This is a genomic window from Corynebacterium sp. CQ3829_602738, from assembly GCF_054478435.1.
Map to the genome: position 1 here is coordinate 1,098,983 of NZ_CM137003.1, position 23,139 is coordinate 1,122,121.

Annotated in this window: 20 protein-coding genes; 13 read left to right on the plus strand and 7 right to left on the minus strand. The window is 65.8% G+C overall.

The annotated features are described in order from the left end of the window. Position 1 precedes the first annotated feature (1 nt). Both ACX1NL_RS05350 and ACX1NL_RS05355 read left to right on the plus strand, forming a co-directional pair. Positions 2–1,033, plus strand: coding sequence for an ATP-dependent 6-phosphofructokinase (locus ACX1NL_RS05350; RefSeq protein WP_458898802.1), 1,032 nt, complete (start codon positions 2–4; stop codon positions 1,031–1,033). Beyond that, on the plus strand, positions 1,034–1,558 hold the full coding sequence (locus ACX1NL_RS05355) for a mismatch-specific DNA-glycosylase (protein ID WP_458898803.1): 525 nt from the start codon (positions 1,034–1,036) through the stop codon (positions 1,556–1,558). On the opposite strand, the gene ACX1NL_RS05360 is transcribed toward ACX1NL_RS05355, so the two are convergent. Together ACX1NL_RS05360 and ACX1NL_RS05365 are read right to left on the minus strand one after the other, a co-directional pair. Beyond that, entirely contained in the window at positions 1,516–2,319 is an 804-nt protein-coding gene (locus tag ACX1NL_RS05360; RefSeq protein ID WP_239305909.1) for a PrsW family glutamic-type intramembrane protease, read from the minus strand. The two genes, ACX1NL_RS05355 and ACX1NL_RS05360, sit on opposite strands and share 43 nt — an antisense overlap. Next, complete coding sequence (locus ACX1NL_RS05365) at positions 2,319–2,840, minus strand: hypothetical protein (protein ID WP_181888284.1); 522 nt, start codon at positions 2,838–2,840, stop codon at positions 2,319–2,321. The genes ACX1NL_RS05360 and ACX1NL_RS05365 overlap by 1 nt, the downstream gene beginning before the upstream one ends. Positions 2,841–2,915: 75 nt before the next feature. Here ACX1NL_RS05365 and ACX1NL_RS05370 point away from each other — a divergent pair, with 75 nt between their 5' ends. Next, positions 2,916–3,863, plus strand: coding sequence for a GNAT family N-acetyltransferase (locus ACX1NL_RS05370; RefSeq protein WP_392399010.1), 948 nt, complete (start codon positions 2,916–2,918; stop codon positions 3,861–3,863). Between the two features lie 36 nt (positions 3,864–3,899). Next, on the plus strand, positions 3,900–5,402 hold the full coding sequence (gene gatB, locus ACX1NL_RS05375) for an Asp-tRNA(Asn)/Glu-tRNA(Gln) amidotransferase subunit GatB (protein ID WP_239305907.1): 1,503 nt from the start codon (positions 3,900–3,902) through the stop codon (positions 5,400–5,402). Positions 5,403–5,513: 111 nt separating this feature from the next. Here gatB and ACX1NL_RS05380 read toward each other — a convergent pair whose 3' ends face one another. Both ACX1NL_RS05380 and ACX1NL_RS05385 read right to left on the minus strand, forming a co-directional pair. Further along, a complete protein-coding gene (locus ACX1NL_RS05380; RefSeq protein WP_181889013.1) occupies positions 5,514–7,148 on the minus strand; it encodes an IS3 family transposase in 1,635 nt (544 codons plus the stop codon). A 304-nt stretch (positions 7,149–7,452) separates the two neighbouring features. After that, complete coding sequence (locus ACX1NL_RS05385; RefSeq protein ID WP_458898804.1) at positions 7,453–8,856, minus strand: YkvI family membrane protein; 1,404 nt, start codon at positions 8,854–8,856, stop codon at positions 7,453–7,455. 178 nt (positions 8,857–9,034) lie between these two features. Here ACX1NL_RS05385 and ACX1NL_RS05390 point away from each other — a divergent pair, with 178 nt between their 5' ends. Beyond that, positions 9,035–9,895, plus strand: coding sequence for a DoxX family protein (locus ACX1NL_RS05390; protein ID WP_458898805.1), 861 nt, complete (start codon positions 9,035–9,037; stop codon positions 9,893–9,895). On the opposite strand, the gene ilvD is transcribed toward ACX1NL_RS05390, so the two are convergent. Then, a complete protein-coding gene (gene ilvD, locus ACX1NL_RS05395; protein ID WP_458898806.1) occupies positions 9,896–11,734 on the minus strand; it encodes a dihydroxy-acid dehydratase in 1,839 nt (612 codons plus the stop codon). Between the two features lie 12 nt (positions 11,735–11,746). Further along, complete coding sequence (locus tag ACX1NL_RS05400; RefSeq protein WP_458898807.1) at positions 11,747–12,289, minus strand: PH domain-containing protein; 543 nt, start codon at positions 12,287–12,289, stop codon at positions 11,747–11,749. 312 nt (positions 12,290–12,601) lie between these two features. On the opposite strand from ACX1NL_RS05400, the gene ACX1NL_RS05405 reads away from it, so the two are divergent. The 3 genes from ACX1NL_RS05405 (at position 12,602) to ilvC (ending at position 16,006) form a co-directional block, all read left to right on the plus strand. Next, the gene (locus tag ACX1NL_RS05405) at positions 12,602–14,395 is read left to right on the plus strand and encodes an acetolactate synthase large subunit (protein WP_458898905.1); all 1,794 of its coding nucleotides are present in this window, start codon (positions 12,602–12,604) and stop codon (positions 14,393–14,395) included. Between the two features lie 2 nt (positions 14,396–14,397). Beyond that, on the plus strand, positions 14,398–14,916 hold the full coding sequence (ilvN, locus tag ACX1NL_RS05410; RefSeq protein ID WP_458898808.1) for an acetolactate synthase small subunit: 519 nt from the start codon (positions 14,398–14,400) through the stop codon (positions 14,914–14,916). A 73-nt stretch (positions 14,917–14,989) separates the two neighbouring features. Continuing rightward, positions 14,990–16,006 carry a ketol-acid reductoisomerase gene (ilvC, locus tag ACX1NL_RS05415; protein WP_458898809.1) on the plus strand — a complete coding sequence of 339 codons (1,017 nt, stop codon included), beginning with the start codon at positions 14,990–14,992 and terminating at the stop codon, positions 16,004–16,006. 131 nt (positions 16,007–16,137) lie between these two features. Here the strand turns inward: ilvC and ACX1NL_RS05420 are convergent, their stop codons facing one another. After that, positions 16,138–16,776 carry a hypothetical protein gene (locus ACX1NL_RS05420; RefSeq protein ID WP_458898810.1) on the minus strand — a complete coding sequence of 213 codons (639 nt, stop codon included), beginning with the start codon at positions 16,774–16,776 and terminating at the stop codon, positions 16,138–16,140. A gap of 270 nt (positions 16,777–17,046) precedes the next feature. Here ACX1NL_RS05420 and ACX1NL_RS05425 point away from each other — a divergent pair, with 270 nt between their 5' ends. Genes ACX1NL_RS05425 through ACX1NL_RS05445 form a run of 5 tightly spaced genes read left to right on the plus strand, consistent with a single transcriptional unit; the run spans position 17,047 to position 23,129 of the window. Next, entirely contained in the window at positions 17,047–17,943 is an 897-nt protein-coding gene (locus ACX1NL_RS05425; RefSeq protein ID WP_239305900.1) for a cation diffusion facilitator family transporter, read from the plus strand. A 22-nt stretch (positions 17,944–17,965) separates the two neighbouring features. Next, a complete protein-coding gene (locus tag ACX1NL_RS05430) occupies positions 17,966–19,735 on the plus strand; it encodes a GmrSD restriction endonuclease domain-containing protein (protein WP_458898811.1) in 1,770 nt (589 codons plus the stop codon). After that, positions 19,736–20,593, plus strand: a complete 858-nt coding sequence (locus tag ACX1NL_RS05435) for a hypothetical protein (protein WP_458898812.1) — start codon at positions 19,736–19,738, stop codon at positions 20,591–20,593. It begins immediately after the preceding gene. A gap of 60 nt (positions 20,594–20,653) precedes the next feature. Beyond that, complete coding sequence (locus ACX1NL_RS05440; protein WP_458898813.1) at positions 20,654–21,670, plus strand: 3-isopropylmalate dehydrogenase; 1,017 nt, start codon at positions 20,654–20,656, stop codon at positions 21,668–21,670. Positions 21,671–21,680: 10 nt separating this feature from the next. Next, the gene (locus ACX1NL_RS05445; RefSeq protein WP_458898814.1) at positions 21,681–23,129 is read left to right on the plus strand and encodes a cell wall-binding repeat-containing protein; all 1,449 of its coding nucleotides are present in this window, start codon (positions 21,681–21,683) and stop codon (positions 23,127–23,129) included. Positions 23,130–23,139: the final 10 nt, after the last annotated feature.

Genomic DNA, 23,139 nt, shown 5'->3' on the forward strand with positions numbered 1-23,139 from the left:
CATGCGACTTGCCACTTTGACCTCCGGCGGCGACTGCCCCGGCCTGAACGCCGTCATCCGCGGCATCGTCCGCACCGCCAACACGGAGTATGGCTCCACCGTCGTGGGCTACCGCGACGGCTGGGTGGGCCTGATGGAGGACCGCCGCGTCGACCTCTACGACGACGCCTACATGGACTCCCTCCTCCTGCGCGGCGGCACCGTGCTGGGAACCGGCCGCCTCCACCCGGACAAGTTCAAGGCCGGGCTGGACACCATCAAGGCCAACCTGGACGACGCCGGCGTGGACGCCCTGATCGCCATCGGCGGCGAGGGCACGCTCAAGGGCGCGAAGTGGCTTTCCGACAACGGCATCCCCGTCGTCGGCGTGCCCAAGACCATCGACAACGACGTCGCCGCGACCGACTACACCTTCGGCTTCGACACCGCCGTGTCCGTGGCCACCGACGCCATCGACCGGCTGCACACCACCGCCGAGTCCCACAACCGCATCCTCATCGTTGAGGTCATGGGCCGCCACGTGGGCTGGATCGCCCTGCACGCCGGCATGGCCGGCGGCGCCCACTACACCGTGATCCCGGAGGAGCCGTTCGACATCGCCGAGATCTGCAAGGCCATGGAGCGCCGGTTCCAGATGGGGGAGAAGTACGGCATCATCGTCGTCGCCGAGGGCGCGACGCCTAAGGAAGGCACCATGGACGCCGGCCTGGGCGAGGAGGACGAGTTCGGCCACAAGACCTTCAACGGCATGGGCCAGATCATCGGCGATGAAGTGAAGAAGCGCTTGGGATACGACGTGCGCACCACCGTGCTCGGCCACACCCAGCGAGGCGGCACGCCAACCGCCTACGACCGCGTGCTGGCCACCCGCTACGGTGTCCACGCCGCCCGCGCCGCCCACGAGGGCAACTTCGGCACCTGCGTGGCGCTGCACGGCGAGGACATCGAACTCGTGGCGCTCGAGGACGCCGTCGCGCAGCTCAAGACCGTGCCGGAGCGCCGCTACACCACCGCGAAGGCCATGTTCACGTAGATGCACGACCGTATCCCGGACCCCTGCCGCTTGCTCATTGTCGGCATCAACCCTGGCCGCCTCACCGAGGAGGTGGACGCGCCGTTCGCGTTCCCGGGCAACCGCTTCTGGCCGGCGCTCGAGGCCGCGGGCATCACGCCCTACCGCGTCCACGCCAACGAGGGGCTGTCCGACAAGGACGCCGCCATGCTCGCAGAGCTCGGCATCGGGTTCACCAATCTGGTGAACCGCATGACGCCGAAGGCGTCCGACCTGACCAAGGCGGAGTTGGTTGAGGGAGGCGAGGTCGTGCGGAGTGTCGTCGAAAAGCTTCAGCCCACAGCCGTCATGTTCGCAGGCATCGGGGCGTACCGCGATGCCTATCGACGACCAAAGGCCACCCGCGGCCTCCAGCCCGAGACCCTCGCCGGCGTGCCGGTGTGGGTGGTGGGCAACCCCAGCGGGCTCAATGCGCACGAGACGGTGGTCACGCTCGCGGAGAGCTACCGCGAGGTGTGGGAGGCGACGGCTCGGGAGCGGCGGTAGAGCCAGATCAACAGCCCCCACAGCAAGATCGTGATCGCGATCGAGCCGAAGAGACTCGCGACACCGGGAAGCTCTTTGGAGGCGTTGAACGCCCCGTGGATCGCGGCGGCGAGGAGGAACCAACCGATGAGCCGCGACACGCGCCAGCCGAGAGGCTGATCGGTGCGGCACAGGAATTGGCCGAGGCCCCACGCCGCCAGACCGGTGTACACGGCGTGCGAGAACGGGCCCGTGACAACCATTACGAGCATTGACGCGACACCGTCGTAGTACTCGGACTGCAGATCTAGCGCCGCCGCGATCGCGGAATTGTTCACGGTCTCGGCGACGGTGTATCCCGCGCCGATGGCCATGCCGACCACGGCTGCCTCGACGGGCCGGCGCACCGGCGCGAAAGCGGCGATGACAAGGAACGCAGCCAGTAGTTTGGCAGTCTCCTCCGGAATCGAGGAAAACAGGTACGTAACAGCGTCGGGCAGCTCCTGCGCCGCGGCGAGGTACGCGGAGTTGACGAAGGGCACTACGCCGCACAAGCCCGCCGCGGCAATCATGCCGACTGGCAGCCACCACGGATTCTCAGGCCGTCCTGGGTGGCGGTGCAAAAGGAGCCACGCCACCGCGACAGAAATGAGGACGAATGCCGCCGCTGCAGCGCCGAACGCGGGCGTCCACGGCACCTGGGTGAGCGCGTAGACGTAGCGCGCCACGCCCGCGAGGATGACCAGGCCAGCGATGCCTTGGAAAATACGGTTCTTCTGCACTACCGGGCCTCCTCTTCGACTAGACGCTCGACGATCTCTTGGCCGGCGGCGAGAGCCGTTGCCACGTACACCGTGAGGTCACCGCGTTCGACGGCGGCGACGGAAATGTCGTTGCGGTGCACCGCGTACACCCCGGGCGCTGGCTGATCGAGCTCGTCCGTGTCGATTCGCTCGCCGTCTGCTGCCAGCCAGTACATGCGCGTGACCGCGTTGGCGCGCTCGGCCTCGTCGGTCATGGTGTAGTCGGTGCGCAGCTGGATTTTCGTGCCGTCACAGTCCCACACCCACGTGCCGGTGCCGTCACCCGCACTGTCGGCGGCAGCAGTCTGGGTGCACTGTAGAGGAGCGCCGTCCGCGTCGCGCAGTGTGACGCCACCAGCGGACACCTCCGTGGTGGCGGGCTCGCCTCCCTCCGCCGCTGCCTGGGCCACGAATGGTGCCGCCAAGATGAGCGCTCCGACGGCGACGATCCCTATGGTGCCGGTGCGGGTGTTTTTGTCAGAAAAATCGGGGAAATTCACTTGAGCCAGCATAGGGAAACCCTCTCTCGTTCGCATCGGGGTCCTATATGTGCGGGGAGTGGCTAGGGTGATCGCATGAGTCTGCTTGACCAGATGACTAACGCCTACGAGGCGTGGATGCCTCAACAGCTACGCGAGTGGTACACCGCAGACCAGCGGCGTGAGCTCGCGGTGAAGGAGATGCGCCCGCAGGCCGAGCACACTGCCGACGTGGACTTCGGCGCTGGCTTCCGCGACCATCTGAAACCCCTCGGCGGGCCGGACATGTCCGACCCTCTGGCGTGGGCGAACCGGCGCGTGGAGTTTGCGGACGGGCACTGGTGCGTCGCCGGGATCCGCTTTTTGGGGCTGGACCCGGAAAAGCCGTTCGTGCACGTCGTCGCCACGTCGGTGCCGCCGCAGCTCGCTCTCCTAGACGCGTACGCCGAGCAGCTGCACCGCGAGTTCGCGGACTTCGGCCCGCTGGCCATCCGCTTCGAGCTGCCGAACCCGCCGGAGGACGCGGACATCGACCAGTGGATCATCGCCGGGCTCGTCTCCGGGCTGCGGCGGAAACCGCGTCGCCCGCAACACGAACGCGTGCGCCTTACCCCGGCGGACCCCGCGGAGACGGCAGGATATGCCGACGAGGTGCTCGGCAACGTCGCAAAGCAGTTGCCCGAGGTGCGCACCTGGACGGAGGCCGCAACTCTGGAGCAACTGCAACGCTGCGCGGACACGGGCGCGCTGCGCGAAATCGAGGTGGACGGGCAGCGCGCGGGCATCATCGCCGCAGCCCGCGACGACGCAAACGGCATGCGCGGATTCCAGGTCTACGAATTCCTCCTCGACGACAATGCTCGCGGACGCGGCCTCGCACCGGCGGCGATGCAGTTGCTTTGCGACGTCCTACCGGCCCAAACCGGCGACACATTGTGGGGGACGGTGCACGTGGGCAATGGGCCGTCGATAGGCAATGCGCTCGCTGTCGGCCGTGAGAAGACCGCCGCATTTGTGTGGGTGCGGCGGCGCGGCGAGCTGTAGCGCGGGTGCGCGGGGCGGGGCAGTAGACTGATGCGCATGACTGCGTACGACCTGATGGATTACGACGAAGTACTGGAAAAGTACGACCCCGTGATGGGCCTTGAGGTGCACGTCGAGCTCGCCACCGAGACGAAGATGTTCTCCACCTCCTCCGCCCACTTCGGCGCGGAGCCGAACACCAACATCGACCCGGTCTCGCTCGGGCTGCCGGGCGCGCTGCCGGTGGTCAACGCCAAGGGCGTGGAGTGGGCCATCAAGATCGGCCTGGCGCTGAACTGCAAGATCGCCGAGTCCTCGCGGTTTGCGCGCAAGAACTACTTCTACCCGGACCAGCCGAAGAACTACCAGATCTCCCAGTACGACGAGCCAATCGCCTACGACGGCTACCTGGACGTCGTGCTCGAGGACGGCACCGAGTGGCGCGTGGAGATCGAGCGCGCGCACATGGAGGAAGACACCGGCAAGCTCACCCACCTGGGTTCCGCCTCCGGCCGCATCACCGGCGCAACCGCGTCGCTTGTGGACTGCAACCGCGCGGGCATCCCGCTGATCGAGATCGTGACTAAGCCGATCATCGGCGCCGGCGAGCGCGCACCTGAGGTGGCGAAGGCCTACGTGGGCGCGCTGCGCGAGCTGGTCAAAGCCCTCGGCGTCTCCGACGCCCGCATGGACCAGGGCAGCATGCGTTGCGACGCCAACGTGTCCCTGCGCCCGGTCGGCCAGGAAAAGTTCGGCACCCGCACCGAGACGAAGAACATCAACTCCCTGAAGTCCGTGGAGCAGGCCGTGCGCTTTGAGATGCAGCGCCAGGCCGCCGTGCTGCAAGACGGCGGGGAAGTGGTGCAGGAGACCCGCCACTACCAGGAAAAGGACGGCACCACCTCCAAGGGCCGCCCGAAGGAAGAGGCTTCCGACTACCGCTACTTCAACGACCCGGATCTGCCGCCGGTGATCGCGAAGCCGGAGTGGGTCGAGGAGATTCGCGCGACCCTGCCGGAGCTGCCGTGGGTGCGCCGCGCACGCATCCAGGAGGAGTGGCAGCTGCCGGAGAAGGAGTTCCGCGACCTGGTCAACGCCGGTGCGCTCGACCTGATCGTGGACACCGTCGAAGCCGGTGCCACGCCGGATGAGGCCCGCGCATGGTGGGTTTCCTACATCAACGGCAAGGCCAACGAGGCCGGCAAAGACCTCGACGCGCTCGGCGTCACCCCGGCCGACGTCGCCCGCGTGGTCGAGCTGGTCAAGGAAGGCAAGCTGACCACCAAGCTGGGCCGCCAGGCCATCGACGGCGTCATCGCCGGCGAGGGTTCTGTCGACGAGGTAGTCGCCGCGCGCGGCCTCGAGGTCGTGCGCGACGACGGCGCCATTGAGAAGGCCGTCGACGAGGCGCTGGCTGCCAACCCGGACATCGTGGAGAAGTACCGCGCCGGCAACAAGAAGGTCACCGGCGCCATTGTCGGCGCAGTGATGAAGGCGACCCAGGGCAAGGCCGACCCGGGCCAGGTCAACCAGCTCATCGCGAAGAAGCTCGCGGAGTAGCGTCTAACTTCACTAACCCGCCACGAAACCGGCTACCTAGAACCGGCTACCACACGAAATAGGGGATGCGGACAAATTCTTGGAGTGCATTTGGGGGACTTTGTCTCGTTGTTATGCACTCAGTGCTTGTCGGTGTTCGGCGATGGTGGTGTAGCCGTCGCCGAGTGTCGACTTCAATCGTCTGTGAATGTAGAAGTCGATGTAGGTGTCAATATAGTCGCGCATTTGCTCCACCGTCATCGTTGACACCACAGGCCTGCCTTTGAGCAGTTCTTGTTTCATCGTGCCGAAGAACCCTTCGGTGCGCGCGTTGTCGCCGCTGGTGGCTTTGCGTGACAGTGACGGGATGTATCGCCACCGGGTGTCGCACCACGCATCGGCCTGGCAGTCGGGGCAATCCAGGATGTTGTGGGTGTGGTCGGTGATCAGGCTGACCCAGCGTTCACTGCGGTAGAGCCCGCCACGGTCGGAATGGATAATCGGTTGCGCACCGTCGGGTTTTACCTCGTCGATTCGCGCGATCATCTCGGCGACCAAGTCGTGATTCGGCGACGTCGACATGGTGACCGCAATCGGCATCCCGTCGTAGAAATCGATCGCTGCCGACAGGAACAACTTCCCGTCTGGGCAGTGGATTTCGGTGACGTCGGTGCCGATTTTCTCCCACGGGGCATCCGCGTGGAAATCGTGGGTCAGCCCCTGAGTGTCGGCGTGGTCGATGAAATACTGCGACGGTGCAACAACCGGCCGGGCCGCATCCGAATCCGCATCCCCGTCGCTGCTGTCGGGTGGGGTGATCAGCAGCAGGTTTGCCGGTTTGTGGTCGGTTTCACCGGTGTAGGAGGAGTACTTGCCCGACGCCTTCGCCGGCGGGCGGCACCCAAGCTCTTTCATGAGGGTGCGCACGATCTTTTCCGACACTGTATGCCCCATGATCTTTAACCAGGCGTGGATGCGCCGGTAGCCGTAGCTTTGCCCGGATTCGGCGGCTGCCTGCAAGATCAGCGGTTTGAGTGCAGCGTGGCGCTGTTCGCGCTGTTGCACTACCTGCGTGTGTTTGTGTCGGTGGTAGTAAAACGTCGACTGCGCAATCCCAACGACCGCGCATGCTCGAGCGATGGAAAACTCGTGGGCGTCCGTGAGGGCAACCACCACTGCGGCTTTCGCCGCGGTGGACAGCTCACCGTCACGGACGTCGTCTTTTCCCCGCGACTCACCGTCGCGGACGTTGTCTTTTCCCCGTGGCTCACCATCGCTCATGAGCACGTGGATAATGGCGTCTTTGACCGTTTCCCGGTCGCGCATCTCAACAACGAGTTTTTTCAGCTCGTCCATGTCACTGGGTAAATCAGCGATATCGTCTATCGGCCCAGGCCCTGGCAGCCACTCGTTGACTGGCCGGGGTGGTTTCTTCGCATTGGCTGCCTCATCGACTCGCTGCTGCTGATGGTTGCGTTGGACTTTGCGGTGTTTGCTCACGCGTTCCATTGTCGCCGCATAGGCCTCGTCGAAAGTCATCGACGCTGCCGAATCGCGTTCGTCATCGTCGGGCCAAAACCGCTTCGTCCAGGTCAGTGCCGCGGTGTCGTGGACATCGAACTCCACGGCAATGTCACGCACTGTCGCCTGCGAGGTCAATCTGCGTGCGACAACTTTTGCGATGGTCTCAGCGTCGTAGGCGCGTCGCGTACCGTCCAAGCTCTGGCCACGACGCTTGGCCGCAACCCAGTTGCCGACCGTGGCCACCGACGGTCGGCGACCACACGCGTGTTCAGCCCAGTCGCAGACCTCACGGGCAGACGACCCAGCCAAAAACCTCTCAACCGCACCAACGCGGATATCAGATGGAAAACCTGCGGGCATCGGAATACCTTCCAGCCCCCAACACTCCAACTTTTTGTCCGCGCTCCCATATTTGCTGGTAGCCGGGTGTAGGTAGCCGGTTTTCGCGTCGTTGCCGCGGGATCCCGACGATTCCGAGGCGCAACGCAAAACCCCGACCAACAAACGTTGGCCGGGGCGGAGCTGGACGTCGTAAAGCGAAGAGTGCTTACTTGTCCTCAGGCTTGACGGCGGGGAACTCGCCCGTCTTGTACATCTCCTCGTACGCCTCCCAGTGGATCTTCTCGCCCTGGGAATCCGGAGCGCCGGCGTAGGAGTCGGACTCGGGGTCCAGGGCCGGGACGGTCTTGATGTCGAAGTCGCTGGAGGAGTCGGCGTGCATGTCAGCCGCCACTTCCTCCTGAACGGACTGCCACAGCTCGCTGCCGCCGACGTTGGAGTCGGAGGTCAGCTCGTCGACCTCGCTGCGCTCCGCACCGGTGAGATCCGAGCTCTCGGGGTCCAGCTGGGTGCCGGCGAGCTCGGCCAGGCGCTCGCGGCGGCCGGTCTCGTCCTGGATGTTCTTGCGGTCGCGGAACCAGGCAACGCCCATGACGATGCCCAGCACCAGGCCCAGGTAGCCCAGGACCGGGTAGACCCAGCCGACCAGGTCGGCGAAGCCGATGAAGGATAGCGCGAAGCCGACCAGCACGACGATGCCGTAGTAGACGCGGAACTTGCCCGGCTTGTCGTTGCTCAGGCGGCGGCCAAGCGCGTAGAAGAGTCCGACGGCGGTGTTGTAGATCATCAGGTAGATCACGATGGACACGAACACGCCCACGGCCGGGTGCATGGTGTCGAAGACCTTCAGCAGCGGCAGGTCGGCGTCCATGACGTTTTCCATGTTGCAGAACAGGATGAACACCAGGATCATCAGCAGCACCGCGAACATGATGCCGCCGAGCAGGCCGCCCTTGCCGGTCTTGGCCGGGTTCATGTGGGAGCCGGCGAAGACGAGCATCATGGAGGTGTCCATGATCATCACCAGCGTGGCGTAGTTCAGTGCGGTGATCAGCCAGTTGTCGAAGGTGCCGGATGCGTGCGGGTTGGTCTGGGCGATCTCGTTGATGTAGCCGAAGTCGTCCGGGATGTTCATCAGCGTGATCACGAATGCGCCGAGCAGGCAGATGATCAGCAGCGGCGTGATAAAGGAGATCACGCTGGTGAGCTTGTCCACGTCCAGCAAACCGGACAGCAAAAGCAGCACGACCATGATGGCGGAGCCAACCCAGGTGGGGAAGCCGAACTGCTGCTCCAAGTTGGCGCCGGCGCCGGCGACCATGACAAAGCCGATGCAGAACAACGTGAACATGGTGGTGATGTCCATGTACTTGGCCAGCCATGGTCTGGACACGCTGCGGAAGACCACACTGTGGTTGTCTGCCAGGTAGTAGGAGCCGAGCTGGTAGACCCAGCCGCTGAACACAGCGATGGCGGTGCCGGCCACCGCGGCGCCGAGGATGCCCCAGTAACCGAATGACAGGAAGTACTGGATCACCTCCTGGCCGGATGCGAAGCCCGCGCCGACCGTGAGGCCCACAAGCGCAAGGGCGATTTTAAAGGTTTTACCCATAATTTTCCTCAAAGAAATCTAGAAAAAGAGCGGAGCCGAGGGTAACACCATTACAAGGCCATTGCTAGCCGACGCCCACAGGTTCTCCCCGCCAACAGCGCAGCGCACAGGCTCGGATTTGCTGTTTCAACGGCGCGTTACCAAGGATCAGACAGCGCTTTCGCATACATTTGTTGGCATGGCTAACAACCCACGCGATCTCACGCCTAATGAGCAAAACGACCTGACAAACCTGGATTCCCCCGAGGTGCCTGAGTACACAGGCGACGGCAAGGGTGCCGCCGACGGCCTGTACACCCGCACGGGCAAGGCCGCCCCGACGGAGATTTTCCCGCGCGGCGAACAAGCGGACGGGCCGCTGATCCCGCAGTCCCCGGAGACCACCTCGTTTGCTGGCACCTCTGAAACGGTGGCTGTGAACCGCGAGCCGGATTACACCGCTGCGACGCCTACGTACGCAACCGACACCACGGAGCCGGTCTACACAGAGACGGCCGAGCCGGTCGTGGTGGAGGACGAGACCCGCCGCGGCACCACGGACTTCGGCCTGTTCCTGATGCGTCTGTTCCTCGGCGCGTTTTTGATCATCGACTCGGTCGCGGTCTTCTTCCGCCTCGGCGGCAACGAGGGCATCTCCGGCCTGGAGAGCGCGTTCGCGGATTACCCGTACGGCTCCGGCCTCGCCGTTGTGGTGCCCACCCTGGAGCTGGCCGCCGGCGTGTTCCTGGTGCTGGGTCTGCTCACCCCGGTTGCGGCGCTGGTCGCCATCGCCGTGACCGGCTTCATGGCGCTGCACGCGTTTACTGAACAGCCGGACGGTTTCAACGTCTTCGCCTGGACCCCGGAGACCTGGGTGCCGGTCATGCTGCTGGCCGCGTCCCTGGTTGTGCAGTTCACCGGCCCGGGCCGCTACGGCGTCGACGCGTCGCGCGGCTGGGCCAAGCGCCCGCTGGTTTCCAGCTGGATCTGCGCGCTGCTCGGCCTGGCGGCCGCCGGGCTGATGTGGTGGTTCGGCACCGGCATCAACCCGGTCGCCTAGTTAGTCGACCTGGCGCACGGCGCCCTTGTCGGCGCTGGTGGCCATCTTCGCGTACGCACGCAAAGCCTTCGACACCTCACGGACGCGGTTCGGCGTCCAGGGGTTGTCGGAGGCTTCCATCGTTTCACGGCGCTTTTGCAGCTCGGCCTCGTCCACGTCGAGTTTGAGCTCGCGGTTGGACACGGAAATGGAGATGGTGTCGCCATTTTCAATCAGGCCGATCAGGCCGCCGGCCGCGGCCTCGGGGGAGATGTGGCCGATGGAAAGCCCGGAGGTGCCGCCGGAGAAGCGACCGTCCGTGATCAGGGCGCACTTCTTGCCCAGGCCGGCGCCCTTCAAGAACGAGGTCGGGTGCAGCATCTCCTGCATGCCCGGCCCGCCCGCGGGGCCCTCGTAGCGGATGACCACGACCTCGCCCTCGAGCACCTCGCGGTTGAGGATCATGGAAACGGCCTGCTCCTGCGAGTCGACCACGCGTGCAGGACCGGTGAACTCCCACAGTCCTTCTTCCACGCCGGCGGTCTTCAAAATCGCGCCGTCGGGCGCGAGGTTGCCGCGCAGCACCACCAGGCCGCCGTCGGAGGTGAAGGGGTGCTCGACGTCGTGGATCACACCGTTCGCCGCGTCGGTGTCCAGCTCGGCCCACCGCGCGCTCTGGGAGAACGCCTTCGTGGTGCGCTCGCCGCCGGGGGCGGCGTGGTACAGCTCCAGCGCCTCCTCGGTCGCGGCGCCTCCGCGGATGTCCCAGTCGGAGAGCCATTCGCTTAACGACGGATACGCGATCGAGTGCACATCCGTATGCAGCAGGCCAGCGCGGTTGAGCTCGCCCAGAATTGCCGGGATGCCGCCGGCGCGGTGGACATCTTCGACGTGGGCCTCGCCGTTCGGCGCCACCTTAGACAGGCACGGGATCTGGTGGGACAGATCGTCGATGTCGTGCAGGTCGAAGTCGATCTCGCCCTCTTGGGCCGCGGCGAGGATGTGCAGGATGGTGTTGGTGGAGCCGCCCATGGCCATGTCCAGCGCCATAGCGTTGCGGAAGGCGTGGACGCCTGCCACGTTGCGCGGCAGGACGGATTCGTCCCCCTGGCCGTAGTAGCGCTCGCACAGCTCCATGACGGTGCGGCCGGCCTTTTCAAACAGCTCGCGGCGCGCAGTGTGAGTGGCCAGGGTGGTGCCGTTGCCCGGCAGGGACAGGCCGAGCGCCTCGGTGAGGCAGTTCATGGAGTTGGCGGTGAACATGCCGGAGCAGGAACCGCAGGTGGGGCAGGCGTTGTTGGCGATGGCGTCGAGCTCGTCGTCGGACACGTCGTCGTTGGCGGACAGCGTGATCGCGTCGATGAGGTCGGACTTCGGCTTGGTCACCCCGCCGACGGAGAACGCCTTGCCGGCCTCCATGGGGCCGCCGGAGACGAACACGGCAGGGATGTTCAGGCGCATCGCGGCGTTGAGCATGCCCGGGGTGATCTTGTCGCAATTGGAGATACAGACCATGGCGTCCACGGTGTGGGCGTTGACCATGTACTCCACCGAGTCGGTGATGATTTCGCGCGACGGCAGGGAGTACAGCATGCCGGAGTGTCCCATGGCGATGCCGTCGTCGACGGCGATGGTGTTGAACTCCTTGGGCACTCCGCCGGCGGCGCGCACGGCGTCCGCGACGATGTCGCCGACTTCCTTGAGGTGGACGTGGCCTGGCACGAACTGGGTGTAGGAGTTCACAATGGCCACGATCGGCTTGCCAAACTCGTTCTCGCCGGTGCCGGTGGCGCGCCACAGTGCGCGGGCGCCTGCGGCCTGACGGCCGATGGTGGTGACGCGTGAGCGAAGTGGGATCACGGTGGTTACTCCTTAACTTTCAGGGGAAGTTTTCGGCGCGGACGGGCGCGGGCCCGGCAGATCCGGGTGCTCGGCTACGTAGGCGTCGTACTCTTCGCGGGAGAGCAGCACCTTGTGGCCGTCCTTGTCGATGATTTCGTACTTGCCGTCCGCGGCCTCCTGGGCGGCGGTGATCACGTCGGTGATGCGGCCGTTGGAGGCCTCGGCCAGGTCGGGCAGGGAATTGAAGGTCACGCCGGGCAGCGGGTGCTCCGCGCCGTCGACAGTTACCGCGTTGACGGCGGAGCCCTTGAAGGCGAGGCCCTTCAGATCGCGCCACGGCAGGGTGACGTTCTTGCGCACGAGGTACTTGGCGGTGATGCCGCGCTCGTCCACGGTGGTGGAGGAGGCCAGCACCCACGCGAGCCAGACCGCGGGGAAGATCAGCAGCCAGGCCAGGTACTTCGGCGCCCAGAGGATGCCCATCAGGGCGATGCCGGTGGCAAGCACGATGGCGAGGATGTGTTCGCGCGTCGGCTTGAAAACGTGCTGGGTGTGCTCCGGCGTGTCAGTCATAGTTGGCGATGGTAGTCACCTTTGGAACGTCGATAGGCAATAGCCCGCAATTTAAATACTTGAATAAAAACTCCCGCGACGTTGCCTGTGCCACTACAGTTTTGAACCGTGATCAACGAGCGACTTGTAATTATTCTCTCCCGACGGCGCTTGCCGTAGCGGGTGCGTTTTACACGCCGCTGACACACCAAGCGCCCTCGAGAGCACATCGCTCGCCGGGGGCTTTTGTTGTATGAGATCGCGATGACAAGCAGAGTCGAGCTAACAAGGAGCCTTCACGTGGCAGCTTCAGAGAAACGAAAGCCCGAACGCATGACGGGTGCGGACGCCGTCGTGCGCAGCCTCGAGGAACTGGGCACCGAGATCGTATTCGGTCTGCCCGGAGGCGCAGTGCTCCCGCTTTACGACGCGCTGTTCCGCGCCGAGAAACTCCGCCACGTGCTGGTGCGCCACGAACAGGGTGCAGGACATGCCGCGGAAGGCTACGCGGTGGCCTCCGGCAACGTCGGCGTGTGCCTGGCCACCTCCGGCCCGGGCGCGACCAACCTGGTCACCCCGATCGCGGACGCCTACCTGGATTCGGTGCCGATGGTGGCCATCACCGGGCAGGTCGGCTCGCCGCTGCTGGGCACCGACGCGTTCCAGGAAGCGGACATCCGCGGCATCACCATGCCGATAACCAAGCACAACCTCATGGTGACCAAGGCGGAGGAAATCCCCAGCGCGATCGCCACGGCGTTCCACATTGCCTCCACTGGTCGCCCGGGGCCGGTGCTGGTGGATATCCCGAAGGACGTGCAGAACGCGGAGATCGAGTTTGCCTGGCCGCCGAAGGTGGACCTGCCGGGGTACAAGCCGAACACGAAGCCGCACAACCGCCAGATCGCGCAGGCGGCGAAGATGATCTCGAAGGCGAAGCGCCCGGTGCTCTACATCGGCGGCGGTGTGGTCAAGGCCAACGCGCACAAGCAGCTGGCGAAGTTCGTGGAGGCTACGGGCATCCCGGTGGTGACCACCCTGATGGCGCTCGGCGCGTTCCCTCAGGACCACCCGCTCTACCTGGGCATGCCCGGCATGCACGGCACCGTCCCGGCCGTGGGCGCGTTCCAGGAGTCCGACCTGCTCATCGCAATCGGCGCGCGTTTCGACGACCGCGTCACCGGCGACACCGACACCTTCGCGCCGCACGCGAAGGTCATCCACGCCGACATCGACCCGGCAGAGGTGGGCAAGATCCGCCCGGTTGATGTGCCGATCGTCGGCGACGCCAAGCGGGTGCTGTCCGAGCTCACCGACTACTTCGACGACAAAGGCAAAGTCAAGGCGCCCAGCATCGAGCCGTGGATCGACCGCCTGGCGGACTTGAAGAAGCGCTTCCCGCGCGGCTACGAAGAGCACACCGACGGCACCCTTGCACCCCAGTTCGTCCTGGAGACCCTGTCGAAGACCGCGGGCCCGGACGCGATCTACGTCTCCGGCGTGGGCCAGCACCAGATGTGGGCCGCCCAGTTCATCGACTACGACAAGCCGCGGCACTGGATCAACTCCGGCGGCGCTGGCACCATGGGCTTCTCCATCCCGGCGGCGCTGGGCGCGAAGGCCGCGATGCCGGACAAAGAGGTGTGGGCCATTGACGGCGACGGTTGCTTCCAGATGACCAACCAGGAGCTCACCACCGCCGCCCTCGAGGGGTTCCCGATCAAGGTGGCCCTGATCAACAACGGCAACCTGGGCATGGTGCGCCAGTGGCAGACCCTGTTCTACGACGGGCACTATTCGCACACCAAGCTCGGCGGCGAGGTCTACGTCCCGGACTTTGTGAAGTTGTCCGAGGCGCTCGGCGCGGTGTCGTTCCGCGTCACCTCCGCCGACGAGGTGGAAGAGGCGATCCAGCGCGCCCGCGAGATCAACGACCGCCCGGTGGTGGTCGAGTTCGTTGTCGGCGAGGACGCGCAGGTGTGGCCGATGATCGCGGCGGGCACCTCCAACTCCGACATCGAGTACGCGCGCGGCATGCGCCCGTTCTTCGGCGAGGAGGAGTCTGCGGCGGAGTCGCCGGAGACCATCAACGACACCATCGAAGCGCTCGAGCAGGAGGGAAACTAATCATGGCACAGTCCGAACAGATCACCCGCCACACGCTGTCGGTGCTCGTCGACGACGTCGACGGCATCATCACCCGCGTCACCGCGCTGTTTACCCGCCGCGGCTACAACCTGGTCTCCCTCGTCTCCGCAAAGACGGCGAAGGAGGGCATCAACCGCCTCACCGTCGTCGTCGACGCCACGCCGCACTCCGTCGAGCAGATCACCAAGCAGCTGTACAAGCTCATCCAGGTGCATAAGGTGCTCGAGCTTGACGACGCCACGTCTGTCGGCCGCCAGCTGCTCTTGGTGAAGGTCAACGCGGACAACCTGACCCGCCCGCAAGTGGTGGACGCCGCCAACCTGTTCCGCGCCCGCGTGATCGACGTGGCGGTGGACTCCGTGATCATCGAGGCCACGGGCAACTCCGCCAAGCTCAAGGCGTTTCTTGAGGTGATGGACTCCTTCGGGATTCGCGAGTTGGCGCGCTCGGGCTCGGTGGCGCTATCGCGCGGCGCAAAAACGATGGCAAAGTCCGAGTAAATCTTAAAAACCTGAGACGGTTGTGTCATAATGTGAAATGACCGTCTCACAGAATGAAGGAAGTGACGTACACATGGCAATCGACGTGCTCTACGACAACGACGCAGACCTGTCCCTGATCCAGGGCAAGAAGGTCGCCATCATCGGCTACGGCTCCCAGGGCCACGCCCACGCGCAGAACCTGCGCGAATCCGGCGTCGAGGTCGTCGTCGGCCTGCGCGAAGGCTCCAAGTCCGCCGACAAGGCGCGCGAGGCCGGCTTCGAGGTCAAGACCAACGCGGAGGCCGCCGAGTGGGCCGACGTGATCATGCTGCTGGCCCCGGATACCTCCCAGGCCCAGATCTTCACCGAGGACATTGAGCCGAACCTCAAGGACGGCGACGCGCTGTTCTTCGGCCACGGCCTGAACATCCACTTCGACCTGATCAAGCCGGCGGACAACATCACCGTCGCTATGGTCGCGCCGAAGGGTCCGGGCCACCTGGTCCGCCGCACCTTCACCGACGGAAAGGGCGTCCCGGCACTGATCGCGGTGGAGCAGGACCCGCAGGGCAATGGCAAGGAGCTCGCCCTGTCCTACGCCGCGGCAATCGGCGGTGCCCGCGCGGGCGTCATCCCGACCACGTTCGAAGCGGAGACCGTCACCGACCTGTTCGGTGAGCAGGCCGTGCTCTGCGGCGGCCTGGAGAGCCTGATTATGTCGGGCTTCGAGGTGCTCACCGAGGCCGGCTACGAGCCCGAGATGGCCTACTTCGAGTGCCTGCACGAGATGAAGCTGATCGTGGATCTGATCTACGAAGGCGGCCTGGCCAACATGAACTACTCCATCTCCGACACTGCGGAGTTTGGCGGCTACCTGTCTGGCCCGCGCATCATCGACGAAGGTGCGAAGGACCGTATGCGCGAGGTGCTCAAGGACATTCAGTCCGGCAGCTTCACCAAGCGCCTCGTCGCTAACGTCGAAGGCGGCAACAAGGAGCTCGAGGGGCTGCGCGACAAGCTGTCCCAGCACCCGATTGAGAAGACCGGCGAAGAGCTGCGCGACATGATGAGCTGGGTGAAGAACCCGCTCACCGACACCGCCCGCTAAACCAGCAGCGCAAACGCGGCGGAGGCCTTAGGTCTCCGCCGCGTTTTTCGTGCGCGGTCCCGCAGCAGTCCCGCATGAGAAAACCCCGCACTCCCGATTGCGGGGAGACGCGGGGTGAGTTGTGCGAACGACTAGTTGGTCGCTGCAGCACCCTCCGGAGCGCCCTCCGGTGCCAGGGTCTCGGTGATCTCGTCGACGATGTTGGTCTCGGTGACCGTCTCGTCTGCCGGCTCGGCAGCGCCAGTTGCGGCGGACTCCTCAGCGCCGTCAAGGGTGGTGGTCTCGGAGACGACCTCGGTGGCGGCGGTGGTGGTGGAGGTGACGGTCTCACCCTCGCCGTTGTCGCCGGAGAACAGGGACCACAGCAGCCACAGCAGCAGCAGGGCGACCAGCGCGCCGAGCAGCCACTTCCACCAGCCGCTGCCGGTGTTGCCCTCTTCGGTCACCGCGGTGGAACCGGAGGTGGAACGAGCTGGGGTGGTAGCGGTGCGCTCGGTGGTGGTGCGCTCAACGCGGACGTCCTTCTCCGGCTCGACGTTGGTGCGGTCCACATTGACGCGCTCGACGTTGGAGCGGTCGACGTTAGCGTCCTTAACTTCCTTGACACCGTCGACGTCGCCGCGGCCGCGCAGGTCGTCCAGCTTGTGCTGGCCGAAGTCCTTAGCGCCGTGGAGCTTGTCCTGGGCGTCGTGGAGCTTGTCCTCGCCGAATTCCTTAGCGTCCTTGGCAAAGTCCTTCGGGTTGCGCTTCGGATCGATGGGGTTGTTCATTGTAAATTCCTTTCGTGCTAACACAAGTGCTGGCATAACGTCTCCGTCGGACGCAGGGCTACGCCAGCATCCTCGGTGAACGACCGCCCACTGTAACAAAACTTTCGCAACCGCCGCTGCAGGATCTGTGCTGCAAGTCTCATTTTGTCCGGAGTTTCCCCTGCGCTCGTAGGGTGGACGCCCCCAAGCGAAACCATTTTCAATTAGTTGTCATTAAGCGAAACGGCGCATACCGTAGGTCGTCGATAGGCAATGCGAAGGGAACCGACGATGCACGATCACGCACACCACGACCACGGCCCCGCCCACGGCACACCGCTGCGGGCGCTGGCCGCCGCGCTCGCGATCACCGGCACGGTGTTTGTCGCGGAGGTTGTCGGCGGGTTGCTCTCTGGATCGATGGCGTTGCTCGCGGACGCGATGCACATGCTTTCCGACGCCGCGGGGTTGATCATCTCCCTCATCGCCATCATCGTCGGCCAAAAGGCAGCATCCGCGACCGCCACCTATGGCAACCGGCGTGTGGAAGTGCTCGCCGCCCTGATTAACGCGGTGGCGGTGTTGAGCATCTCCGTCTGGATCGTGGTGGAGGCGGTGCGCAGACTGCGCGACCCGCAGCCGGTGGAGACGGCGCCGATGATGGTGATCGCAGTGATCGGTCTGCTTGCCAATGCGGCCTCGGCGTGGGTGCTCTCGCGCCACCGGGAGGGCTCCATTAACGTGCAGGGCGCGTACCTGCACGTGCTGGTGGACATGTTCGGCTCGGTCGCGGTGCTCGCGGCAGGCGCGGTGATCTCGCTGACCGGGTTTACCGGAGCGGATGTGGTCGCCTCTCTGGTCATCGCGGCGCTCGTGCTGCCGCGGGCGTGGCAGCTGATGGTGCGTTCCGCCCGCGTGATGCTGGAACACGTGCCGGCAGGCTTCGACGCAGACGAGGTGGAGCACGCGTTGAGGCAGGTCGAAGGGGCGATGGACACGCACGACCTGCACCTGTGGTCGCTGGACGGGGTGAGCGTGCTGGCCACAGTGCACGTGGTGGCGGCCCCCGGGGTGGACCGGGACCAGCTGCTGGACCGGGTGCAGGTCACCCTGGCGCAGCTCGGGGTAGAGCATGCGACGGTGCAGATTGAGCTGCCCGAGCACATCGGTCACGAGAAGGTGTGCTGAAACTGCACTACGCTTTGGTGCCATGGGTTTCACCACGCCGAGCTACTCACTCAAGGACTTGTTTTCCCGCGCGGGGCGGGGAGAGCTGCAGCTGCCCGATTTCCAGCGCGAGTATCTGTGGGACGTCGACAGAGTCCGCACGCTGGTGACGTCGGTGCTGCGCGGCTACCCGGTGGGCTCCTTCCTTGCCCTTGACACGCGCAACACGGAACAGCGCTTCAAGCCGCGCCCGCTCGAAGGTGTGGAGGTGCACGGCGTGGCTCCCGGGCTTCTGCTTCTGGACGGCCAGCAGCGCCTGACCTCGCTCTACCAGGCATTTAAAAAAGACGGCGAGGTCCGCACCGTGGATTACCTGGGCCGGCCGATCCGCCGCCGCTTCATGGTGGACGTGCGCGCCGCGGCGTCCGCGGACCCGATGCCGGTGGAGGCCCTGTTCGCAGTGGACGAGCAGGGGCAGGTGCGCTCCCACTTTGGCCCGGGCGTCGACGGCGACCTGAATTCGCGCGAGGCCTATATAAATAACGGAGTCATCCCGGTGAGCATGCTGCTGTGGCCGGAGGGCAACGACTTGCTCGTGGACATGGCCGCGAACACCGAGGACGAGCAGCTGCGAGGCGCGGTTAAACGCTTTGTCAACCAGGTCATGCGGGGGCTCTCGGCTTACGACGTGCCGGTGATCCGCGTGGACCGCGAAACCACGCAGGCGGGCGTCGGCCAGATCTTCGCGTTCGCCAATTCCGCCGGCGTGCAGATGGACGTCTTCGAGCTGCTCACCGCGGTCTTCGCTTCCGAGGATCCGTCGTTCGTGCTGGCGGAGCGCTGGCGTGACACGGAGCGCAAGCTGCGCGAACACCCTGTGCTGGACAGCGTGGGCCGCGTGGAGTTCCTGCGCGCGCTGTCGCTGCTGCTGACCAGCAGGAGGGGACAGGCGCGTGGCCACCGCGGCGATATTCTGGACATTTCGCTGGAGCAGTACCGGGCCCACGCAGGCGAGATGCTGGACGGCTTCCTTGCCGCCGCGGCGTTTTTGGAGGAGCGTCGCGTCGTGTCCGCCGACCAGGTGCCGTACCCGGCCCAGCTGATCCCGCTGGCGGTGATCTTGGCGCGGCTGGCCGAGGGCCCGGGCGCACTCGAGCGCGAGGGGGCGGCTGACCGGCTCAACCGGTGGTTCTGGTGCGGCGTGTTCGGCGAGCTGTACGGCTCCCACGCGCCCACAATCCGCATCGGCCTGGACGTAACTGAGGTGACCCCGTGGGTGCGCGGGGACACCGACGAGCTGCCCCGCACGGTGGCGGATGCGCAGTTTTTCGAGTCCCGCCTGCGCACCGCCGGGCCGGACAGCGGCGTCTACCGCGGCCTGTACTCGCTGCTCATGGCACGCGGTGCCCGCGATTGGCGTACCGCTGAGCCGTTCACGGCAGAAACGGTGGGGCAGCTGCAGCCCCGGTTCCGGCAGGTGTTCCCGACGGAATACTTGGCGGTCACCGGCGCGCTGGATGCCGACCCGGAACTGGCCGATTCGGTGCTCAACCGCACCCCGATGGGGAGGCGCACCGACGTGGTGATCGAGCGCAACGAGCCGAAGCGCTACCTGCCCCGGCTGCAGTCGAAATCCCTGCTTGACGACGACGAGTTCGACGCAATGCTTGAAGGCCACGAGATGGACCCGGAGCTGGTGCTGGCCTCGGACTGGGAGGGCTTCGTGGCAGATAGGCGCGATCGCTTCGTGGGCATGATTGAGTACGCCATGGACCGCGCCGCCGAGCGGGACTGGGAGCCGGGCGAGGCGTAAGTGGCGAAAACGAGAACTCTCGCGGGTGCGGCCGCCGTGCTCGCCGCCTCCGCGATGCTGACTTCGTGTGCGCCCGAGGCGCAGTTAAGCCCGCTCGAGCGCGCCCGCGGCGTGAACCAGTCCAAGCACGTGGGAAAGCTGTTCGCGGAAGAACCGGAAGTCGTCGACGATGTGCTGGGCATCAAGACCACCAAGCTGTTTTTCCCGTCCTCGGAAACGCTGGTGCTCAGCGACGCGTCGATTGAGGCGCAGCTGCGCGCGGCATCGATCGCGGTGACCACCAACGCGCCGATGATGGTGTACGAGCCCGCCCGCCACGCCGAGTACGTGCAGATGATCGCGGATATGCACACTGTCAACGTGCTCACGGTCGGGGACGTGGCCATCGCGCCGTCGTCAGGCGCAGTGAGCGTGCGACGGGACCCTGGCGGGCTGCGGGCGCTGGAGCAGATGACGGCGCTGCGTTACCAGGAGCGCACGGTTTCCACCCCGCAGGATGCGGTGCGGGCGGTCTCCGGGCTGTACCAGCGCGAGCCCACGTGGCTGCGGGCGGAATGGGCGGATCCGGTGGTGCTGCCCGCGGCGAAGCCCGAGCCGTTTCCCATTCAATCCCGCCGCGACGCGAACATGGCGCCGCGCGTGGTTGCCACCTGGGAGTCGTCGATTCCGTCCGTCGCAAATGCGCGCAGTTACGGCGCTGAGGTGACTGTTGTGCCGCTGTCTGACCCACGCGCCAGCGAGCAGACGTTGTTCGCCATGGCAGGTTTGGCGGAGCGGCCGCTGGTGGCGCTGGGCAGCCAGTTCGGCACATCGGAGGACCTGGCCGGCCGGATCCGGGAGGCGGAAGCGGCGTACTAGCGCCGCGCGAGGTGTTAGTCTGGGGCTGTTTTCTACTATGTGAGAAGAAGGTTTCAGAATATGAAAATTGCAGTACTCGCAGGCGACGGCATCGGCCCGGAAGTGATGACGGAAGGCCTCAAAGTCCTGCGCACAGTCCGCGATGACGTGGAGACCACCGATTTCGACCTCGGCGCCCGCCGTTACCTGCGAAACGGCGAACTGCTCACGGACGCGGACCTGGATGCGCTGAAGGCCCACGACGCGATCCTGCTCGGCGCCATCGGCGACCCGGAGCGTGTGCCGGCCGGCGTGCTCGAGCGCGGCCTGCTGCTGCCGCTGCGCTTTAAACTGGACCACTACGTCAACCTGCGCCCGTCGCGGCTGTACCCGTCGTCGGTGAGCCCGCTGGCCAACCCCGGCGACATCGACTTCGTGGTGGTGCGCGAGGGCACCGAGGGGCTCTACGCCGGCAACGGCGGCACCCTGCGCCAGGGCACCGAGCACGAAGTTGCCTCCGAAGTCTCGCAGAACACCTACCACGGTGTTTCCCGCGTGGTGCGCTACGCGTTCGAGCTGGCCATGACGCGCCGCAAGAAGCTCACCCTAGTGCACAAGACCAACGTGCTGGTCAACGCAGGCGGGCTGTGGCAGCGCGTCGTCGACGAGCTCGCGCCCGAGTACCCGGAGGTCGAGGTGGACTACAATCACATCGACGCCGCGACGATCTACATGGTCCAGGACCCGCAGCGCTACGACGTCATCGTCACCGACAACCTCTTCGGCGACATCCTCACGGACCTCGCGGGCGCCGTCGCCGGCGGCGTGGGACTTGCCAGCTCCGGCAACATCAACGCGGCCAAGGAGTTCCCCTCCATGTTCGAGCCGGTCCACGGCTCCGCCCCGGACATCGCCGGCCAGGGCATTGCGGATCCCACCGCCATGATTTTGTCGGTGGCGATGATGCTGCGTTTCCTCGGCGACGATGACAACGCTGCGCGCATCGAGGACGCCGTCGAGCGCGATGTGTCGGAGCGCGGCGACGCGAAGGTGCGAACCGCCGAAGTGGGTGACAGGATCGCCGCCGCCCTGAAGTAGGGTTGTGCGCATGCATGTGACCCGCACAATCCCCGCCGTTTTGACCGCAACCGCGCTGGTGCTGACCAGCTGCAGCAGCACCGAGGGCGGGATCGGCGCACCGGCCGCGCTGGAAACCAACGGCGACGAGGTCATCCAGGACGCCGACGGCACCGGTGCGGAAGTCTCGCAGCGCCTCTTCGAATCCTCGGAGACCGTCGTGGTCTCCGCCAAGGAGCGCGATCAGCAGCTCAAGGCTGCGGCCATCGCGGTCAAGCTCGGGGCGCCGATGCTCGTGCGTCTCGACGGCGCCGATGCCGCCGTCGACGCCGAAATCGAGCGACTCGGCGCCACGCGCGTGATCAACGTGCCGGGCGACGAAGAAGATACCGAGGCGGTCGCCTCCGCCGAGCCGGCTGGGGATGCCGCAGCCATCGCCGCGCTGGAGCCGGAGCACCCGAGCGAGCTGACCATGCCGCCGGTGTTCGCCACCGCGCTGTCCTCGCGCGCTTCCGTGGCCACCGCGCGGGCCGCCGGTGCGGACGTGCAGGTGCTGGCGGCACCGGACCCGCGCGCGACGGCGGACAGCATGCGCACGGTCACCGATCAGGACACCCTCGCGCTGGGCCGCCAGTGGGGCGACACGGAGAACTTCCAGGCCCGCGCGGCGCTGGTGGAGGGCGGCGAGCTGCCGGGCGGCGGCGGCCTGGTGTTCCCGGGCCGCCGCATGGTGGCGCTCTACGGCCACCCCTACGGGCCTGATCTGGGCGTGATGGGGGAGCAGGATCCGGCGGCCTCGGTGGAGTTGGCCAAGAAGTACGCCGAGGACTACGCGCCGTTTAGCGACGAGCCGGTCGTCCCCGCCTTCGAGATCATCGCCACCGTTGCCTCCGGCGGGCCGGGCGACGACGGCAACTTCTCCAACGAAACGCCGATGGAGGACCTCGTCCCCTACGTCGACGCCATTGTGGATGCCGGCGGCTACGCCGTGATCGACCTGCAGCCCGGCCAGGGCAGCTTCCTCGAGCAGGCCAAGATCTACGAGGAGCTGCTCAAGCGCCCGAACGTGGGTCTCGCGCTGGACGCCGAGTGGAAGCTCAACCCGGGCGAGGAGCCGCTGTCGCGCATCGGCAGCGCCGCCTCGGGCGAGATCAACGAGGTGGCGGATTGGCTCGCCCAGCTCGTCCGCGACAACAACCTGCCGCAGAAGGCGATGATCCTGCACCAGTTCAACGTGGCCATGTACCCGGACCGCGAAAACATCGTCACCGGCCAGCCGGAGCTCGCCTGGGTCCTGCACGCCGACGGCCACGGCGGCCCGGAGCAGAAGTTCGACACCTGGAACGTGCTGCGCGAAGGCCTGGACCCGAACTTCTTCATGGCGTGGAAGAACTTCTTCGACGAGGATTTCCCGACGTTTACCCCGGAGCAGACCTACCGCGACGTCAACCCGCGTCCGTGGTTTGTCAGCTACCAGTAAAAACCGCCGG

Excerpts from the sequence above, each read along its gene's own strand:
- ACX1NL_RS05350 (WP_458898802.1), top strand. The coding sequence starts at position 2 with ATGCGACTTGCCACTTTGACCTCCGGCGGCGACTGCCCCGGCCTGAAC.
- ACX1NL_RS05355 (WP_458898803.1), top strand. The coding sequence starts at position 1,034 with ATGCACGACCGTATCCCGGACCCCTGCCGCTTGCTCATTGTCGGCATC.
- ACX1NL_RS05370 (WP_392399010.1), top strand. The coding sequence starts at position 2,916 with ATGAGTCTGCTTGACCAGATGACTAACGCCTACGAGGCGTGGATGCCT.
- gatB (WP_239305907.1), top strand. The coding sequence starts at position 3,900 with ATGACTGCGTACGACCTGATGGATTACGACGAAGTACTGGAAAAGTAC.
- ACX1NL_RS05385 (WP_458898804.1), bottom strand. The coding sequence starts at position 8,856 with ATGGGTAAAACCTTTAAAATCGCCCTTGCGCTTGTGGGCCTCACGGTC.
- ACX1NL_RS05390 (WP_458898805.1), top strand. The coding sequence starts at position 9,035 with ATGGCTAACAACCCACGCGATCTCACGCCTAATGAGCAAAACGACCTG.
- ACX1NL_RS05400 (WP_458898807.1), bottom strand. The coding sequence starts at position 12,289 with ATGACTGACACGCCGGAGCACACCCAGCACGTTTTCAAGCCGACGCGC.
- ACX1NL_RS05405 (WP_458898905.1), top strand. The coding sequence starts at position 12,602 with ATGACGGGTGCGGACGCCGTCGTGCGCAGCCTCGAGGAACTGGGCACC.
- ilvN (WP_458898808.1), top strand. The coding sequence starts at position 14,398 with ATGGCACAGTCCGAACAGATCACCCGCCACACGCTGTCGGTGCTCGTC.
- ilvC (WP_458898809.1), top strand. The coding sequence starts at position 14,990 with ATGGCAATCGACGTGCTCTACGACAACGACGCAGACCTGTCCCTGATC.
- ACX1NL_RS05420 (WP_458898810.1), bottom strand. The coding sequence starts at position 16,776 with ATGAACAACCCCATCGATCCGAAGCGCAACCCGAAGGACTTTGCCAAG.
- ACX1NL_RS05425 (WP_239305900.1), top strand. The coding sequence starts at position 17,047 with ATGCACGATCACGCACACCACGACCACGGCCCCGCCCACGGCACACCG.
- ACX1NL_RS05430 (WP_458898811.1), top strand. The coding sequence starts at position 17,966 with ATGGGTTTCACCACGCCGAGCTACTCACTCAAGGACTTGTTTTCCCGC.
- ACX1NL_RS05440 (WP_458898813.1), top strand. The coding sequence starts at position 20,654 with ATGAAAATTGCAGTACTCGCAGGCGACGGCATCGGCCCGGAAGTGATG.
- ACX1NL_RS05445 (WP_458898814.1), top strand. The coding sequence starts at position 21,681 with ATGCATGTGACCCGCACAATCCCCGCCGTTTTGACCGCAACCGCGCTG.